At 39.5% G+C, this 17,088-nt stretch carries 14 protein-coding genes; 8 read left to right on the top strand and 6 right to left on the bottom strand.

The features are described 5' to 3' along the window. The first annotated feature begins 6 nt into the window (after window positions 1–6). From recF to A9J31_RS01815, 3 genes are all read left to right on the top strand, one after another. Window positions 7–1,089 (top strand): DNA replication/repair protein RecF, encoded by a 1,083-nt coding sequence (gene recF / locus A9J31_RS01825; RefSeq protein WP_067761978.1) that lies wholly within the window; start codon window positions 7–9, stop codon window positions 1,087–1,089. 43 nt (window positions 1,090–1,132) lie between these two features. Continuing rightward, window positions 1,133–3,601, top strand: coding sequence for a DNA topoisomerase (ATP-hydrolyzing) subunit B (gene gyrB, locus A9J31_RS01820; RefSeq protein ID WP_067761976.1), 2,469 nt, complete (start codon window positions 1,133–1,135; stop codon window positions 3,599–3,601). A 170-nt stretch (window positions 3,602–3,771) separates the two neighbouring features. Continuing rightward, window positions 3,772–4,143 carry a hypothetical protein gene (locus tag A9J31_RS01815; protein WP_067761974.1) on the top strand — a complete coding sequence of 124 codons (372 nt, stop codon included), beginning with the start codon at window positions 3,772–3,774 and terminating at the stop codon, window positions 4,141–4,143. 495 nt (window positions 4,144–4,638) lie between these two features. Here A9J31_RS01815 and A9J31_RS01810 read toward each other — a convergent pair whose 3' ends face one another. Then, window positions 4,639–6,576, bottom strand: a complete 1,938-nt coding sequence (locus A9J31_RS01810) for an ATP-binding cassette domain-containing protein (RefSeq protein WP_067761971.1) — start codon at window positions 6,574–6,576, stop codon at window positions 4,639–4,641. A gap of 195 nt (window positions 6,577–6,771) precedes the next feature. Here A9J31_RS01810 and A9J31_RS01805 point away from each other — a divergent pair, with 195 nt between their 5' ends. The 4 genes from A9J31_RS01805 to erpA all read left to right on the top strand — a co-directional run bounded on the left by A9J31_RS01805 (window position 6,772) and on the right by erpA (window position 10,734). Then, window positions 6,772–7,776: a putative solute-binding protein gene (locus A9J31_RS01805; protein ID WP_067761969.1), complete on the top strand. Its 1,005-nt coding sequence runs from the start codon at window positions 6,772–6,774 to the stop codon at window positions 7,774–7,776. Window positions 7,777–8,033: 257 nt separating this feature from the next. Continuing rightward, window positions 8,034–9,044 carry a putative solute-binding protein gene (locus A9J31_RS01800; protein ID WP_067761967.1) on the top strand — a complete coding sequence of 337 codons (1,011 nt, stop codon included), beginning with the start codon at window positions 8,034–8,036 and terminating at the stop codon, window positions 9,042–9,044. Between the two features lie 211 nt (window positions 9,045–9,255). Beyond that, window positions 9,256–10,263 carry a putative solute-binding protein gene (locus A9J31_RS01795; RefSeq protein ID WP_067761964.1) on the top strand — a complete coding sequence of 336 codons (1,008 nt, stop codon included), beginning with the start codon at window positions 9,256–9,258 and terminating at the stop codon, window positions 10,261–10,263. 135 nt (window positions 10,264–10,398) lie between these two features. Next, window positions 10,399–10,734, top strand: coding sequence for an iron-sulfur cluster insertion protein ErpA (gene erpA / locus A9J31_RS01790; RefSeq protein ID WP_067761962.1), 336 nt, complete (start codon window positions 10,399–10,401; stop codon window positions 10,732–10,734). 66 nt (window positions 10,735–10,800) lie between these two features. On the opposite strand, the gene A9J31_RS01785 is transcribed toward erpA, so the two are convergent. From A9J31_RS01785 to grpE, 4 genes are all read right to left on the bottom strand, one after another. Continuing rightward, on the bottom strand, window positions 10,801–11,178 hold the full coding sequence (locus A9J31_RS01785) for a hypothetical protein (RefSeq protein ID WP_167348714.1): 378 nt from the start codon (window positions 11,176–11,178) through the stop codon (window positions 10,801–10,803). 119 nt (window positions 11,179–11,297) lie between these two features. Continuing rightward, on the bottom strand, window positions 11,298–12,176 hold the full coding sequence (locus tag A9J31_RS01780) for a matrixin family metalloprotease (RefSeq protein WP_281181672.1): 879 nt from the start codon (window positions 12,174–12,176) through the stop codon (window positions 11,298–11,300). Between the two features lie 209 nt (window positions 12,177–12,385). Then, complete coding sequence (gene dnaK, locus A9J31_RS01775; RefSeq protein ID WP_067761957.1) at window positions 12,386–14,329, bottom strand: molecular chaperone DnaK; 1,944 nt, start codon at window positions 14,327–14,329, stop codon at window positions 12,386–12,388. A gap of 155 nt (window positions 14,330–14,484) precedes the next feature. Beyond that, window positions 14,485–15,030, bottom strand: coding sequence for a nucleotide exchange factor GrpE (gene grpE, locus A9J31_RS01770; RefSeq protein WP_067761955.1), 546 nt, complete (start codon window positions 15,028–15,030; stop codon window positions 14,485–14,487). 950 nt (window positions 15,031–15,980) lie between these two features. Here grpE and A9J31_RS01765 point away from each other — a divergent pair. After that, window positions 15,981–16,223: a hypothetical protein gene (locus tag A9J31_RS01765; RefSeq protein ID WP_081410234.1), complete on the top strand. Its 243-nt coding sequence runs from the start codon at window positions 15,981–15,983 to the stop codon at window positions 16,221–16,223. Window positions 16,224–16,424: 201 nt separating this feature from the next. On the opposite strand, the gene A9J31_RS01760 is transcribed toward A9J31_RS01765, so the two are convergent. Further along, window positions 16,425–16,985, bottom strand: a complete 561-nt coding sequence (locus A9J31_RS01760) for a cell envelope integrity TolA family protein (RefSeq protein WP_067761951.1) — start codon at window positions 16,983–16,985, stop codon at window positions 16,425–16,427. Window positions 16,986–17,088: the final 103 nt, after the last annotated feature.

Below are 17,088 nucleotides of genomic sequence, written 5' to 3'. Positions count from 1 at the left end.
TTTAATATGCATATCACGCGTTTACATGTAGAACGTGTTCGAAATTTAAAGACGGTTGCACTCTCTGGGTTGCAGCCGTTTAATGTCTTTTATGGGCAAAATGGCTCAGGAAAAACATCGGTTTTAGAAGCCATTCATTTGCTAGCGACGGGGCGTTCTTTCCGGACGCATATCCCTAAAAATTATATTCAAAATAACAGTCCTGACGCAGTGGTGTTTGCACAATCCGCCTCTGAACGTATTGGTATGCAAAAAATGCAGTCCGGCGAACAGTTGATTAAAGTCAATGGTGATTTAATTGGTACGCAAGGGCAACTTGCTAAATTGCTACCCTTACAACTGATTGACCCACAAAGTACCGATATCATAGATCATGGTGCAAAGCCCAGACGGCAACTTTTAGACTGGTTAATGTTCCACGTGGAACCGGAGTTTTACCATGCATGGCAATATTATGCGCGTGCGTTAAAGCAACGAAATAGTTTGTTGAAGTCGCGTCGAAATTTGAGTTTGTCAGACCTAGAGCCGTGGAACATTATGCTCAGTGATTACGGCGAAATATTGCATGCACAGCGCAGTCATGTTGTTGAGCAATGGGTCAAACATTTTGAGCAAGACTTGAAAGTTTTATTGCCGGATCTATCAGTGACGCTAGAGTACACAGCTGGCTTTCATGCAGAAACAGGCTTGCTGAATGATCTGACTAATCAGCATTATAAAGATTGTGAGAGGGGGTATACAGAATATGGTCCACACCGTGCAGATTTACGCTTAAAAACCCCGATGGGAGACGCTGATGTTGTGTTATCTCGCGGGCAAAAAAAGTTACTGATCATGGCTTTAAAACTGTCACAGATTTCAATGCTACATGCCTGTAATAAGGAAACTGTGGTATTATTGGATGATCTGACAGCAGAATTAGATTTAACCGCACAACAGCGATTAATTGAGCGTTTAAGCCATCTTGGTAGTCAAGTTTTTATTACCACTTTAGACCATGATTCAGTGCAAAAACACTTACATGATTTATCTATTTCTTATCAATTATTCAAAGTTGAAAATGGTACGGTTCAGGCTGTTGTGCAATGAAATACCACCTTTGGATAGACCTATTTTTCACTAGGGAGAAACCATGAGTTCAGAAGATCAAGCTGCTTCTCAAACAGAACAAACCATAGAAAAAGCTTATGATTCCTCTAGCATCAAAGTATTACGTGGCTTAGACGCAGTTCGTAAGCGTCCGGGTATGTATATTGGTGATACTGACGATGGTACAGGCCTACACCACATGGTGTTTGAAGTTGTCGATAACTCAATTGATGAAGCATTGGCAGGTCATTGTGATGAAATTAATGTCACTATTCATGAAGATGAGTCCGTAAGCGTATCGGATAACGGTCGTGGTATCCCAACAGATATACACCCTGAAGAAGGGGTTTCAGCAGCAGAGGTAATTTTAACTATTCTGCATGCTGGCGGTAAATTTGACGATAACAGTTATAAGGTTTCAGGTGGTCTTCACGGTGTTGGCGTTTCAGTTGTAAACGCTTTATCAGAAAAGCTCCTATTAAATATTCGTCGTGCGGGTAAGACCTATGAGCAGGAATATCGCCATGGCGATCCTGTCTATAAATTACGTGAAACTGGTGTGACTGAAACTTCAGGTACAACAGTCCGTTTCTACCCTAGTGCAGAAACCTTTAGCCAGACTATTTTTAATGTCGATATTTTGGCACGTCGTTTACGTGAATTATCATTCCTAAACGCGGGTGTACGTATTGTTCTACGTGATGAACGTGTAAACCTTGAACATGTGTATGACTATGAAGGCGGCTTATCTGAATTCGTAAAATACATTAACCAAGGTAAAACACATCTCAACGATATCTTCCATTTCACCACTCAAGCGGACAATGGGATTGGAGTTGAAGTTGCCCTACAGTGGAATGATACCTACCAAGAGAATGTCCGTTGTTTTACCAACAACATTCCGCAAAAAGATGGTGGAACGCATTTAGCTGGCTTCCGTGCTGCCTTAACGCGTGGCTTAAACAGCTACATGGAAAGCGAAAATTTACTCAAAAAAGAGAAAGTGGCAGTTTCAGGTGATGATGCACGTGAAGGCTTAACTGCGATTGTTTCTGTGAAAGTGCCTGATCCGAAATTCTCTTCGCAAACCAAAGAAAAATTGGTTTCGAGTGAAGTGAAAACTGCGGTTGAGCAAGCAATGAATAAGTCGTTCTCGGAATATCTTTTAGAGAATCCTCAAGCGGCTAAATCAATTGCAGGTAAAATTATTGATGCGGCGCGTGCACGTGATGCAGCACGTAAAGCGCGTGAAATGACACGTCGTAAGAGTGCGCTTGATATTGCTGGTTTACCAGGTAAATTGGCAGATTGTCAGGAAAAAGACCCAGCACTTTCTGAACTTTATTTAGTCGAAGGTGACTCTGCGGGCGGTTCTGCAAAACAAGGCCGTAACCGTAAGATGCAAGCGATTCTGCCATTAAAAGGTAAGATTTTAAACGTGGAACGTGCTCGTTTCGATAAGATGATTTCATCTCAAGAAGTCGGCACGCTGATCACAGCATTGGGCTGTGGTATTGGTCGTGAAGAATATAATCCAGATAAACTGCGTTATCACAAAATTATCATCATGACCGATGCCGACGTCGATGGTTCGCACATTCGTACCCTGTTGCTAACTTTCTTCTTCCGTCAAATGCCAGAGCTGGTTGAACGTGGTTATATTTATATTGCACAGCCACCATTGTATAAGCTGAAAAAAGGCAAACAAGAGCAATACATTAAAGACAACGATGCACTTGAAACTTACCTCATCTCGAATGCAATTGATGAGCTTGAGTTACACGTGAGTGCGGATGCGCCAGCTATTCGTGGTGAAGCTTTAGCAGGCGTGATTGCAGATTATCAAACCTCGCAAAAAAGTTTACATCGTTTAACCGTGCGTTACCCTGCAAGCGTGTTAGATGGATTGTTGACGGTTGAAGGATTTAAGTTAGATCAAGCCAATAATCAAGACTATGTACAAACTTGGGGCGAGCTATTGCGTGCCAATATTGAGAAAACTCAACCAAGTTTGCGTCCAGAACTGTCAATTGAAACTTTTGAGCATGAAAATGCTGAAGGTCAAAAGTCTGCGACATATTTCCCACGCATTACCATTTACGTGCACAACTTGCCGCACCATTATTTACTTGATTCAGGCCTTTTAGGCTCAGGTGAATATGCACGTCTGTTGAAGAATGCAAAGAGCTGGTTTACTTTGCTTGAAGATGGCGCTTACTTGCAAAAAGGCGAGCGTAAAATAGCGGTTAGCAGTTTCCATCAAGTTTGGCAAAACATTTTACAAGACTCACGCCGTGGCATGATGATTCAGCGCTATAAAGGTTTGGGTGAAATGAACGCTGAACAGCTTTGGGAAACTACAATGGATCCTGAAAACCGTAACATGTTACAGGTGACGGTACAGGATGCAATTGAAGCAGATCGTATGTTCTCTTGCTTGATGGGTGACGATGTTGAACCACGTCGAGCATTCATTGAAGAGAATGCATTGAATGCCGATATCGACGCATAATTCGATTACAGAATAATCAGAAAAAGCACTCCTTGGAGTGCTTTTTTTTATGCTATTGTGATTTATGGTGGTTAAATTATCATCGAATTGTGTTTTATAAAATTGACTTATTCTGCTGCTAAGCTGTCTAAATTAAGCGAATATCCAACAATATAAGAGGTCTGTCAGCTATGGACAATCAACTTGAACACATTCGAGACATTTGGGTGAATGCATTTTTTACCGGCAATTATGCAGTGTTGGCTGAGTATGAAGATGAGCATTTTAAAGTGGTATACGAGCAAGAAGGTCGGGTGGAAACGAATTATGTACGTTATGAGCGTATTGCACATGCGGTCAATAATGGCGTGTGGAAACCGAAAAAACCCGATGTTGAGTTTGAGGAATACGAGTTTAATCGCGATCAAACAGAGTGCAAAATTTTGATTGGTTTGACTGAAAATCAACAGCAGATTCAAGAAATTTGGCATTTTCATCAAGGCTGGAAAATACAAGAATTACGTTTTTTAAAAGCCAGTAAAGCAGCACATTCGGCTGGTTAAAGTGAAAAAAATAAATAAAAAACCTAGAAATTTAAGAAGATAAAGTTAAAAAAACTTTTACCAATGTGGATAAGTCGTGTGAATATTCACATATAATAGCGATAAAAATGGTGTTTGATTATAATTGTGGATAATAAATATCAAATTTATTTATCCACAATGCCTGTATTTTATTTTTTGAATTTAAAATGGTTTTATGAATTTAAAATTAGGAATTTGAATTTAAAAGTTCTGCTGTGGATATCTTGTGCCGTATGTGAGCTGTAAATCATGCTGTTTTGAATTTATTTATGTCGCTTTGACACTTTTTATTTGGGTTTCTAGGTTTTACAAAGATTTCATTTATCTGAAAGATACAGAGTAATTAATGTGAAACATTGCTTGTTTAGTAGAATTTAAAAATCACCGTGGAACATTGAATTCTCACGGTGATTTATTTTTGAGCGATGGATAAGAATTACTTAATAATGCCGCTCAGGGTTGAAAGAACAGCTTTTAAGCTTCAAAACTGCTTTCCATTTCCTCTAATTCCATCATTAATTCAAGCATTTGCTCTTCAATGGTTTCTAGTTTTGCTTTCAACTCAGTTTGCTCATTCATGAGTTTAAGCAGATCATCTTTGCGATTGGCTTCATATAAAGCGGTATCGCCAAGCAAACTCTCAATTTCCATTAAGCGTGGTTGAATTTTGCCAATTTGCATTTCATTTTTTTCAATATTTTTACGGATAGGGCGGGTCAGCTCACGTTTACGTGCAGCTTCTTTACGCTGCGCTTCCTTATCCACTTTTGAAATGCTTGGCTTTACTTCAACTTGAGATTGAATCGGTGCTGCAATTTGTTGGCCATTTTTCATCATGTCGATGCGTGCTTGACGTAGCCAGTCTGCATAAGCCACCAAGTCACCATCAAATTCACGACATTTTCCATTATGTACCAACAGCAGTTCATCACAAACACTGGCAATTAATTGACGTTCATGTGATACCAGTACAACTGCACCTTCAAAGTCTTGTAGTGCCATGGTCAGGGCGTGACGCATATCTAAATCTAAGTGGTTGGTTGGTTCATCCAGAATCAGCACGTTTGGACGTTGCCATACAATCAGTGCCAAGGCTAAACGAGCACGTTCACCACCAGAGAAACCTTCACTTGGGGTGTCCATACGTTCGCCACTAAAACCAAAACTACCCAAGAAGGAACGTAGCGATGCTTCACTGATTTTTTTATCGGCGATACGTGACAATTGCAGCATCGGGCTGGCATTACCATCCAATGCATCCATTTGATGTTGGGCAAAATAACCGATATTTAGTAATTCTGATGCTTTGCGAGTACCTTGTAATAATTTTAAATCCGCCACCAATGATTTGATCAGCGTCGATTTACCAGCACCGTTCATGCCTAATAAACCAATTCGGCTGCTTGGCGTAATTTGTAGATTAACGTTGGTCACAATGAGTTTGTCACCATAGCCAATGTCCGCATGTTCCATTTGCAAGAGCGGTGAGCTCATCTTTGTAGGTTCACGGAAACTAAAGGTAAACGGAGTATCGACATGTGCTGCAGATAATTCCTGCATACGCTCTAACTGTTTGATTCGGCTTTGCGCCTGTTTAGCTTTGGTGGCTTTGGCTTTAAAGCGGTCAATAAACTTTTGTAAATGAGCACGTGTTTCGAGCTGCTTCTCATAAGCTTGTTGTTGTTGTGCTAAGCGTTCTGAGCGTGTACGTTCAAAAGTTGAATAATTACCTGTATATAAGGTTAATTCTTGATTTTCAATATGAAGAATATGATCAGTAATGGCATCAAGGAAATCACGGTCATGTGAAATTAAAACCAGTGTCCCTTCATAGGCTTTCAACCAGTCTTCCAACCATAAAATTGCATCTAAGTCTAAGTGGTTAGTAGGTTCATCGAGTAAGAGTAAATCTGAACGACTCATCAGCGTACGTGCAAGATTTAAACGCATACGCCAACCACCAGAAAAACTTGAGACATTCAGTTGAGATTGGTGTTCGAAAAAGCCCAGGCCAGCCATTAATTGAGAGGCTTTTGATGGCGCGGTATAGCCATGAATTTCATCAAAGCGGCCATATAAATGTGCCAACTCTTCATCTTTTAAATTTTCTGGGTGTTCAAGTTTGTGTTGAATGTCCCAGTATTCTTCATCGCCTGAAAGGACAAAATCGATGGCTTTCATATCGAGCGCTTTAATTTCTTGCGCCATATGTGCCACAGTCCATACTGCTGGACGGGTGAGTGAACCACCATCAGATTCCATTCCACCTAACAGCGCAGAAAAAAGAGTGGATTTACCTGCACCATTGACACCGGTTAGGCCAATTTTCCAGCCTGGATGCAACTGCATGGATGCCTTTTCAAATAAAACACGTCCACCGCGACGTATGGAAAGCTGGTCTAACTGAATCATTGAACTATCTAAACAAGAAGAATATGCGGCTATTCTAATAGATGGCTATGCAAAAGAAAAAACAAAGCATCGCAACCATCTGAAAAAATGTGACACGTTATACTCATTTATGTATATTCAAAATGCACTAAAAATTTAAAATTGTTTCAAATATTTGTTTTTAATGAATAAATAAGAATATATGGGAATGGGATAATGAGAAAAGGATTTTTGATTTTATCTGCTGTATCTGTATTGCTGAGCACACAAAGTTATGCAAATCAAAAAGTATGTGTGTTTGATTTATTAGGCAAAGCGGGTGAATCCTACAAATTAATGGAAGAATGGTCACTCGCCAGTCGAGCTTGGGGTGCTCAAGTTCAGCTTTTGGCTTATCAAGACGAGTCAAAAGTGGATAAAGATTTTAAAGACGGCTTATGTGATGCTTTTTATATGACATCTATGCGCGCAAGGGCCTACAATAAATTTGCAGGATCAATCGATGCTATTGGCGGGGTGCCCAATAATGAAATTGCCCAGAAAGCGATTAGTTATGTATTGGATAAGCGTAATGCCAAACGACTGGTGACTAATGCTGGTAAAGACAGTTATGAGGTGGCTGGTATCGGTCAAATTGGTTCAGCATATATTTTTGTCCGAGACAAAAATATTAATACATTGGAAAAAGCTGAAGGCAAAAAATTCGCTGTTTTACATTATGACTATGCACAAAAAGTAATGGTCAATCGTGTTGGGGCAGTTCCAGTGATGTCTGAAATTTCAAATTTCATCCGCAAATTTAATCAAGGTGAAGTTGAAATTGTTGCTGCACCAGCCTATGCCTTCAAACCTTTAGAACTACATAAAGGTTTAGGAACAAAAGGCGCCATGGTAAATTTCCCTGTGGTGAATGTGACTGCTGATTTAGTGATTCGGAGCAGCAAATTTCCAGATCAATTTTCTGAGCAGTCGCGTCTTTGGTTTGTCAAACAACTGCCAAAAAGCTTTGCCATGGTGAAACGCATGGAAGCCGAGATTCCTGCGAAATATAAGATGAATTTAAGTAAAGAAGATCGGGTCAAATATCAAAAAATATTACGTGATGGCCGAATGGATTTGACCCGTCAAGGGATTTACGACTCCACCATGATGACGGTACTTAAAAAAGCGCGTTGCACCATTGAAAGAACCAATTTTGAGTGTTCTGTTTCGGGTGAATAAGCAATTTTCTTGTATTTCTTTGTAAAATTTCATGAAAAAATTGCAAGTGAAAAAACAAGCATGCATTTTTATAACGCAATGATAATGAATAAAATTTAGTATTGCCATAAAAGTGATAAGCATCACAAAAATGCAGAATATGCCAAAATGACCGAAATAAATGGAGTAAATGCTCTATTTTTTTTAAATTAACTTGCTTAATATCGCTTTTATGTAGGGACACCCTGAAGCATAAAAAGATTTGAAAGGACAATACAATGAAAAAAACACTCCTATCCTTGGCTACATTTGCTGCAATTGGTTTTGCTGGTTCAGCACAAGCCGCAGCAGTAGATATCTGTGTATTTGACTTATTAGGTAAGTCAGGTGAGTCATATCAAATGGCTCAAGAGTGGGCACTGGCAGCAAAAGGCTGGGGTGCAGAAATTAATCTAATTCCGCGTCAGGATGAAGCGGTTGCAGACAATGACTTTAAAGCGGGTAAATGTGATGGCGTATTTATGACCGCTATGCGTGCTCGTCAATACAATAAATTTGCAGGTTCAATTGACGCACTTGGTGGTGCACCAAGTAATGCGATCGCACAACGCGCAATTACCTTTGCTCTAGATAAGCGTAATGCAGCAAAAATGGTGAGCAACCTAGGCGGTAAAAAATATGAAGTTGCTGGTATTGCACCTTTAGGTTCAGCATTTATTTTTGTTCGTGATAAAAAAATTGACTCAATTGAAAAAGCTGCAGGTAAAAAGTTTGCAGTATTGGGTTATGACGATGCGCAAAAAATTATGGTGCAGCGTGTGGGCGCACAAGCGGTAATTTCTGATGTATCAAACTTTGTGGCTAAATTTAATAATGGTCAGGTAGATATGGTGGGTGCACCAGCATATGCATACAAACCTTTAGAAATTTATAAAGGTCTAGGTACAAATGGTGCGATGTTTAACTTCCCAGTTCTACAAGTCACTGCGGACTTTATTATTCGTCCAGATCAATTCCCAGCAGGTTTTGGTCAGAAATCACGTGATTGGTTTGTGAAACACTTACCAAAGAGTATTGCGATGATTAACCGTCTAGAAGGTGGTATTCCTGCAAAATACAAAATGAATTTAAGTGCTGAAAATAAGACCAAATATCAAAAATTATTACGTGAAGGTCGTATGGATATGACTAAGCGTGGAATTTATGATGCGTCTATGATGTCTGTGCTGAAAAAAGCACGTTGTTCTGTCGATAAAGCGAATTTTGAATGTTCTCTTGGCGGCGAATAAGCTGATTTATAATGAAAAAAGCCTGGAATGATCCAGGCTTTTTTTGCATATTTGCTGGTCATTCTAGCCATTGAGTGTATCAAAAATTCAGGTAATCTTGAATGAAATTGGTCTCTAGCTAAAACTAAAAGATGAAGCTAAGCCATTGAGTACGAATTAAAAAAAGCATTTCACTCAAAATAAAAATAGTGAATACACAAGGAAAGTCAGTATGAAACAATGGACAAAAGCATTGGCCGCGAGTGCTGTGCTCATGGCGATATCTGGTCTCACACAGGCAAAACAAGTGGTTTGTGTTTTTGACCTTGTTGGTAAAAATGGTGATGTATTTGCCTTAATGAAAGATTACCAATTAGCGGCAAAAAACTGGGGCGCGGATATTGAATTGCGCGTTGGTCAAAATGAAGCGGTGATTGCTGAAGATTTTAAAGCCGGAAAGTGCGACGGGATCAGTGTCACGGGCATGCGTGGTCGCCAATTTAACGCTTTTACCGGATCTTTAGATGCAATTGGTGCAATACCAGACTTAAAACTTGCAGTTAAAGTCATGCAAGGTCTCGCGAATCCAACTTTTGCTAAAAGTATGGTGCAAGGGCGTTATGAAGTTGCAGGTGTGATCCCTGTAGGTGACGCCTATTTATTGGTAAATGACCGCAGTATTAATACTGTGGCGAAGGCCGCAGGTAAAAAAATTGCCGTACTAGATTATGACGATGCGCAAAAAATTATGGTGCAGCAAGTAGGCGCTCAAGCGGTGAGTGCAGATGTCACCAACTTTGGTGCGAAGTTTAATAATGGTCAAGTCGATATTATTGGTGCACCTGCTGCAGTATTCAAACCCCTAGAATTACATAAAGGTTTGGGTTCGAAGGGCGCAATTGTGAATTATCCAATTCTACAAGTGACTGGAAATATTATTATCCGCCCAGATAAGTTCCCAGCAGGATATGGCCAAAAATCACGTGATTGGGTGAAAACACAATTGCCACGAGCATTTACCATTTTGGGTAAAATGAAGTCTGAAATTCCGACCAAATATTGGATGGATGTACCAGCAGCGGATCGAGCTGGCTATCAGAAAATGATGCGTGATGCGCGTATTGATTTAACCAAGCGCGGTATTTATGACAAACGCATGATGAAACTTTTGTGGCAATTCCGTTGTAAACAAGATCCGAAAAACTTCGAATGTGCATTACATGATGAGAACTTTAAATAAGCTAAAAGTAAATCTTGATAAAAATACTCTGATTTAACTTTAAACTGCCAAGACTGACCATATATTGAGTATGTTATACTTGAAATATGGTCTTTTCTTTTTTAAAGACATCCAAATGACTCAGAGGAATCCATCATGAATGCTCAAGCACTTGTGCTGACTGACAACGCTGCCAATAAAGTACGCCAATTGCGTGACAGTGAAGGTAACCAAGACCTAATGTTACGTGTATATGTAACAGGTGGTGGTTGCTCAGGTTTCTCTTATGGTTTTAATTTCGCAGAAAGCCAAAATGAAGATGATGCTGAATTTGTGAATGATGATGTGAAAATGTTAGTCGATTCACTTAGCTATCAGTATCTCGTTGGTTCAGTTGTTGATTATCTTGAGGGTTTAGAAGGTTCTCGTTTTGTAGTACAAAACCCGAATGCAACAACGACCTGTGGTTGCGGATCATCATTCTCAATCTAACGGATTGATCTGATGAGCCATAAAAAAGCCCTCTTGTGAGGGCTTTTTTAATGTCTAAGCAAAGGCTTAAGCTTCAAACTTTAACGCTTCAAGTACATCTAAAATAACAGTAGTCACATCTTGACTTAATTCATGATTATTAAAAATTTCATAAGCTGAAATCGTAATATCCGTATCACTTGGTAGCAGGCGTTGTTCTTCTTCAATCAGGTCATTAATAGGTAATAAAGTTTGCTTTACTTTGAGATGTAACACATCTTTAAACTCAAGATTATCATCCTCAAGTTCAATCAGTTGCTCGTTAAAATAGGGTAAAAGCACTGAATGGAGATAAGGTTGAATTTCAGTGATATCAAATAGTTCAATATCGCGAGTTTGTTCAATCGTGCTGATGTGGTCATTCACTTCAATTAAGATATGGTAGTAACTCACATTGCTCTCCACGGATGGGTTATAAATAAGAAATTATTGCACAATCACAATAACATGAAATGACGGTTTTTTGTTTAAGAAAGCCTATATAGGCTTATAAAATGTATGGGATTTTTATTACGTTTGAAAGATTAACGATAATAAAGCAGTGTTTGGTCAGCAGGCATTAATTTAAAACCTTCCAATTGTTGAGCACCCAAAATAGGATACATTAGGGCCGCGGGGTCTTGATGATGGCCTAAGCCTAATGCATGGCCTAATTCATGCGCGAGTGTAAGACGTAAATCTGCTTCGGCATCAAATTGATAGATCTGGATTTGATCTCCCATAAAGACGCCTTTGTGAAACTCTCGGGCAGGGAAACGCTGACTGGCTTGGATCACACCAGCATTGTATTGATCAATCTTTTGATTAAAGCTGGAGACTTGTAGATTGAATTCGTTATTTTGTTGATTGAACGCATCAATTTCATGGTCTAGTTGTGCAGCTTGATCTCGAACACTGATGAGCTGTTGCTGAATGCGTTGTAAATTCTCACCATGGCGTTGCTCTATGCGACTCCAACTTGCATATTCCTGTTTAAGTCGAGCAGCTTCAGCATGTAGCATGACTTGTCGGGAGCGTAGTTGAGCCTCTTGCTGTGCTAATGATTGTCGTGAGTTTGATAAATTTTCTGCATGTAAATCATTTTGTTGTTTTTCTTTATTTAGCTTTTGCTGTGCTTTTTTATAAGCGTTGTAATGGTCTTGTCGATTATCATAAATTAAGCGAATGGTTAGTTTTGCCTTGGGGTCATACACAAAAAAATCTTTATTGGTGCCTTGATGCCAAATTTCCATTGCTTCTTTACTCAGCTGAATGACCTCTGTCTGACTTAAACCAAAACGTGGGTCGACATCGCTGACACGAAAACGTAATCGTGTGTCGAAAGGGTGAGTGATCCGATCCCAAGCCGAATTGAAGCGAAGTTGCGGATGGTTTTGAGTTTGAACAACCCAAAACAGGCTCATCAGTACAAATACTAGAATATATATAAAACGCATGGCGTAGTATGAAGTCTTTATTTTTTTAATAATGTAGCTGAAGTCTAATCAATTGGGAACTCAGCTTTTATTTGAATTAGCTTTTTAATCTTATCCGTTGTCTTCATTAAACTTGTTGAATGAATAGCATAAAAAAAACCGCGCTTGCGCGCGGTTTTTTGATTTAAAGCGACAAATTATTTTTTGTCATCTTTAACTTCAGTGAACTCAGCATCAACTACGCCATCGTCCGCTTTTTGAGATTGACCGGCATCGCCACCTTGGAATGCATTCGGATCAAAACCTTCAGCGCCACCTTGACCTTGAGCTGCTTCATATGCACGTTGAGTGATCGGCATAATAATGTTTTGAAGTGCTTCAGTTTTCGCTTTGATGTCTTCTACGTCATTTTCTTTGGTAGAAGCTTCAAGTTCAGCTGTTGCAGTTTCAATTGCAGTTTTTTCGTCTGCAGTCACTTGTTCGCCCAAATCTTTAACTGCTTTTTGAGCAGAAGATACAAGTGCATCAGCTTCGTTACGTGCTTTCGCTAACTCTTCAAATTTACGATCTTCTTCAGCATTCGCTTCAGCATCTTTGATCATTGCTTCGATTTCAGCATCAGACAAACCTGAGTTTGCTTTAATCTGGATTGATTGCTCTTTACCAGTGCTCTTATCTTTCGCAGATACTTTCAAGATACCGTCAGCGTTGATGTCGAAGGATACTTCAATTTGTGGCACACCACGTGGAGCAGGTGGGATGTCGCCTAATTGGAAGTTACCTAACAATTTGTTTTGCTGCGCCATTTTACGTTCACCTTGGAACACAGAAATGTCTACAGCAGGTTGGTTGTCAGCAGCAGTTGAGAACACTTGAGATTTCTTCGCAGGAATCGTGGTGTTTTTCTCGATGATCGCTGTTAACACGCCACCCATAGTTTCGATACCAAGTGTCAACGGCGTAACGTCAAGAAGAAGTACGTCAGTTTTGTCACCTGAAAGTACAGCACCTTGAATCGCAGCACCCATTGCTACAGCTTCATCTGGGTTCACGTCTTTACGTGGTTCACGTCCGAAGAACTCTTGTACTTTTTGTTGTACAAGTGGCATACGAGACTGACCACCGACCAAGATTACGTCAGAGATGTCAGAGGTTGAAAGACCTGCATCTTTGAGTGCAATCTTACATGGTTCAATTGTACGAGCAACCAAGTCAGCAACCAAACCTTCAAGTTTAGAGCGAGTCACATTGATCACTAAGTGTTTAGGACCAGTCGCATCTGCTGTGATGTATGGAAGGTTGATTTCTGTTGCATTCGAAGAAGAAAGCTCGATTTTTGCTTTTTCAGCAGCTTCTTTTAAACGTTGAAGTGCAAGCGGATCTTGTTTCAAGTTTACGCTTTGCTCTTTCTTAAATTCTTCAACTAAGAATTCAATTAACGCGTTATCAAAGTCTTCACCACCAAGGAATGTATCACCGTTTGTAGACAATACTTCGATTTGTTGGTCGCCATCAAGGTCAGCGATTTCAATGATTGATACGTCGAAAGTACCACCACCCAAGTCGTATACAGCAACTTTACGGTCGCCTTCTTTTTTGTCCATACCGAACGCAAGTGCAGCTGCAGTTGGTTCGTTGATGATACGTTTAACTTCTAAACCTGCAATTTTACCTGCATCTTTAGTTGCTTGACGCTGCGCATCGTTGAAGTAAGCAGGAACAGTAATAACTGCTTCAGTTACTGTTTCGCCTAGGTAATCTTCAGCTGTTTTTTTCATCTTTTTCAAGATTTCAGCAGAGATTTGCTGTGGCGCAAGTTTCTTATCGTTTACATCAACCCAAGCATCGCCATTGTCTGCTTGGATAATTTTGTAAGGTACAAGACCGATGTCTTTTTGAACCGCTTGGTCTTGGTACTTACGACCGATCAAACGTTTGATCGCGAACAATGTGTTTTTAGGGTTGGTTACTGCTTGACGTTTCGCAGATTGACCTACAAGGATTTCGCCATCTTTATACGCAATAATAGATGGAGTTGTACGTGCGCCTTCAGCGTTGTCAATTACTTTAACTTTGTCGCCTTCAAGTACTGCTACGCAAGAGTTAGTTGTACCTAAGTCAATACCAATGATTTTCGCCATTTGGATGTTTCCTCTAAAATTCTTTTATTCCCAAATTCTTCCCTTTCTCAAAGGGAAATAAAAAGGGATTTACTTGTTATCCGATATGAGAGCCAATCAAAAATTTTCAAGTAATTTTCTGGAAAATTTTTCAAAAACTCTCGAATTTCTTGGTCTTATGCGCCAACCATAACCATTGCTGGACGTAATAAACGACCATTTAGGCTATAGCCCTTTTGTAATACTGTGCCAATTTCGTTGGCTTTTGCATTTGGGTCGATACCGACAGCTTGATGTAAGTCAGCGTTGAAACCGTTTGCTGTATCAACAGCAACCACACCAAATTTTTCAAGTGTTGTTAATAACGATTTAAGCGTCAGTTCAACACCTTCAGACAATGCTGATTTTTCGTCGCCGACAGCTGCAATTGCACGTTCAAGGTTATCGACAGAATCCAAGAGTTGTTTCGCAAACTTTTCTAAAACGGTGTCTTTATGTTTTTCAGACTCACGTTGGATGCGTTCAACACTTTTTTGTGCTTCGTACACTGCATTTGCTGTGCGTGCTTTTTCTAGCTTTAAGTCACCTTCAAGCTGAGCAATCTGTTCTTGCAAAGATTCAACGGTAACTTCAGCTTGCTCAGTTTCAGCTTGAGCGGCTTGTTGTTCTGTTGCTTGCTCGGGTTGAAGATCTTGAGCTTCTTGGTTTTGCTCAGTCGCCATTGATTTACTCCGTTTAAATGGGTTCTTAAACATGTCAGTCCTTATAGCTATGCGTTCAAACAACATCAAAGCAAACTGCCATGCGTTTTGAATTCATGATTAATACAAGAAATCGGGGCAAGGGTAAAAAATTCAAGCGAAGTACACGATTAATTGCGATTTTTTATCTAATAAATGATAAGAAGCGGAAAAATGAAAAAAATCTACGATAAATTATGAATTTATAAATTATTGATTTGAATGGTAATCTTAAGAATAATCGGAATCGTGAATATATACGATGAATTTTAACGTTTTCTCATTCAGCTGAAGAACGAAGATAATGCCTACATTGGAAGTGACCATATCTACTGGAGAGAGGGATATGGTGACTACCACCAATTTAAAAAAATATTTTTTTTATGCCGATCCCCCAAGAATCGGCATTTTTTTTTGCCCAAATACTATACTGGTTAATATTTATACATAAAAACTCTTAATATCAGTTTTATAAAGTATTTCTCAAAATATTAATGAAACCCTATTATTGTTTTCAGATTCTATCGCTGTAGTTTCTTCTATATTTTAGAATGTGTTTTTCATGGCCTGCTTCTCTCATAAGCAGGCTTTTTTTTGTTCAAAATATTTCAAATCAATACATTAGGTAACTGAGCTGCAATTTTTGTGGCTTTTCTATTTATTTATAAATTCTGTCAGCTTACTTCAAAAGGCCGTAATTTAGTTTAAAAACGCATGAATAACAATGTGCTGAGATACAGGTCTGCGCTTTATCTTTTATATACTTCGCCTTTTAAACAATTAATAAAAAATTGCATAACTTGTACTCCCGCTCGTAAAAACTACAACTCACAAGGTGAGAACTTCACAAAATAATTTCCCATGATGTCGGGGGTAAAGTTGAGTTATGCGCTTTATGTATTTTACTGACTTAATTCATTAAGGAAAAAATGATGATGAAAAAAACCGGTCTTTTACTACTTGCTGTGATGGGTGTTGCTGGTCTTGCAGTGGGTTGTAGTTCGCAAGAAGCTGTGGAGTCTCCTGAAACTGCACAACAAGTCACAGGTGCAGAAGCACAAATATCGACAGAACAAACGGGTGCAGTTGTTCAAGCTGATCCTTCAGCTCAAGGGGTAGAAGTACAATCTGTACCAGCGGCACCTGCTGCACAACAGCCAACAGGTCAGGAGTAATTCAAATTTGCTGAATGAATGATATATGTCCAGTTCAGCACAAGAATAGACAGGAGATAGGATGCCTCTTCTGTCTATTTTTTATTCTATGTTCGTTGTTATTGATAAATTGATTTGAATGGTCGTACTTGATTCACGTGCACAAGAAAAAAAGCCCATGACGTCGTATGAGCTTTTCTATATAGATGTTGATTTTATCTGTTAACGGCGATTTTCCCAATTGTGACGTCGTTGTTCAGCAATTTTACGTTGTTGGTCAGAAACCTTTTTGATGTCTTTGTCTCGCTCTTTACGGTATTGTTCTGCACGTTTCTTACGCTCATCTGCTGCTTTATTGCGTTGCTGCTCAATACGCTGCCGTTCTTGCTGGGCTTTATGGCGGTTTTGCTCATTACGTTGGCGACGTTCATCTTCAACACGTTTACGTTGTTGTTCTGCGCGTTGACGTTCGATTTCGTTTTTACGACGTTCCCAATCTTGCTGATTTTTACGATTTTGTTCCCACTTACGCTGCTCAAGTTGCTGTTTTTTACGTTCTAACTCAAGACGATTACGTTGTTGTTGCTGTCGTTCCCAAGCACGACGGTCTTGTTCATAACGTGAATCATAACGGCGATCAGTCCGATAATCATAACCACGGTCGTAGCGTTGATCATAACGCTGATCGTAGCGGCCATCGTAATAGCCATCTTCAGGAAATGCCACACAGCCTACAGCCAAAAAAGCTGTCGCCAAGGACAGAACAATTATTTTCTTAGCCATGGTCGGTATCCTTTATCTAAAGTGGGTTTGCAAAATCAACCCGTGAAAATTTGGTAAATTGTCAATGACAACCTGATAAAAGAAGATTAGCTTAACTACGGCT

Origin of the sequence: Acinetobacter gandensis, from assembly GCF_001678755.1 — a bacterium.
Lineage (GTDB): Bacteria > Pseudomonadota > Gammaproteobacteria > Pseudomonadales > Moraxellaceae > Acinetobacter > Acinetobacter gandensis.
Note: the sequence above shows the minus strand (reverse complement) of the source record. Positions and strands in the feature narration are given on the sequence as shown.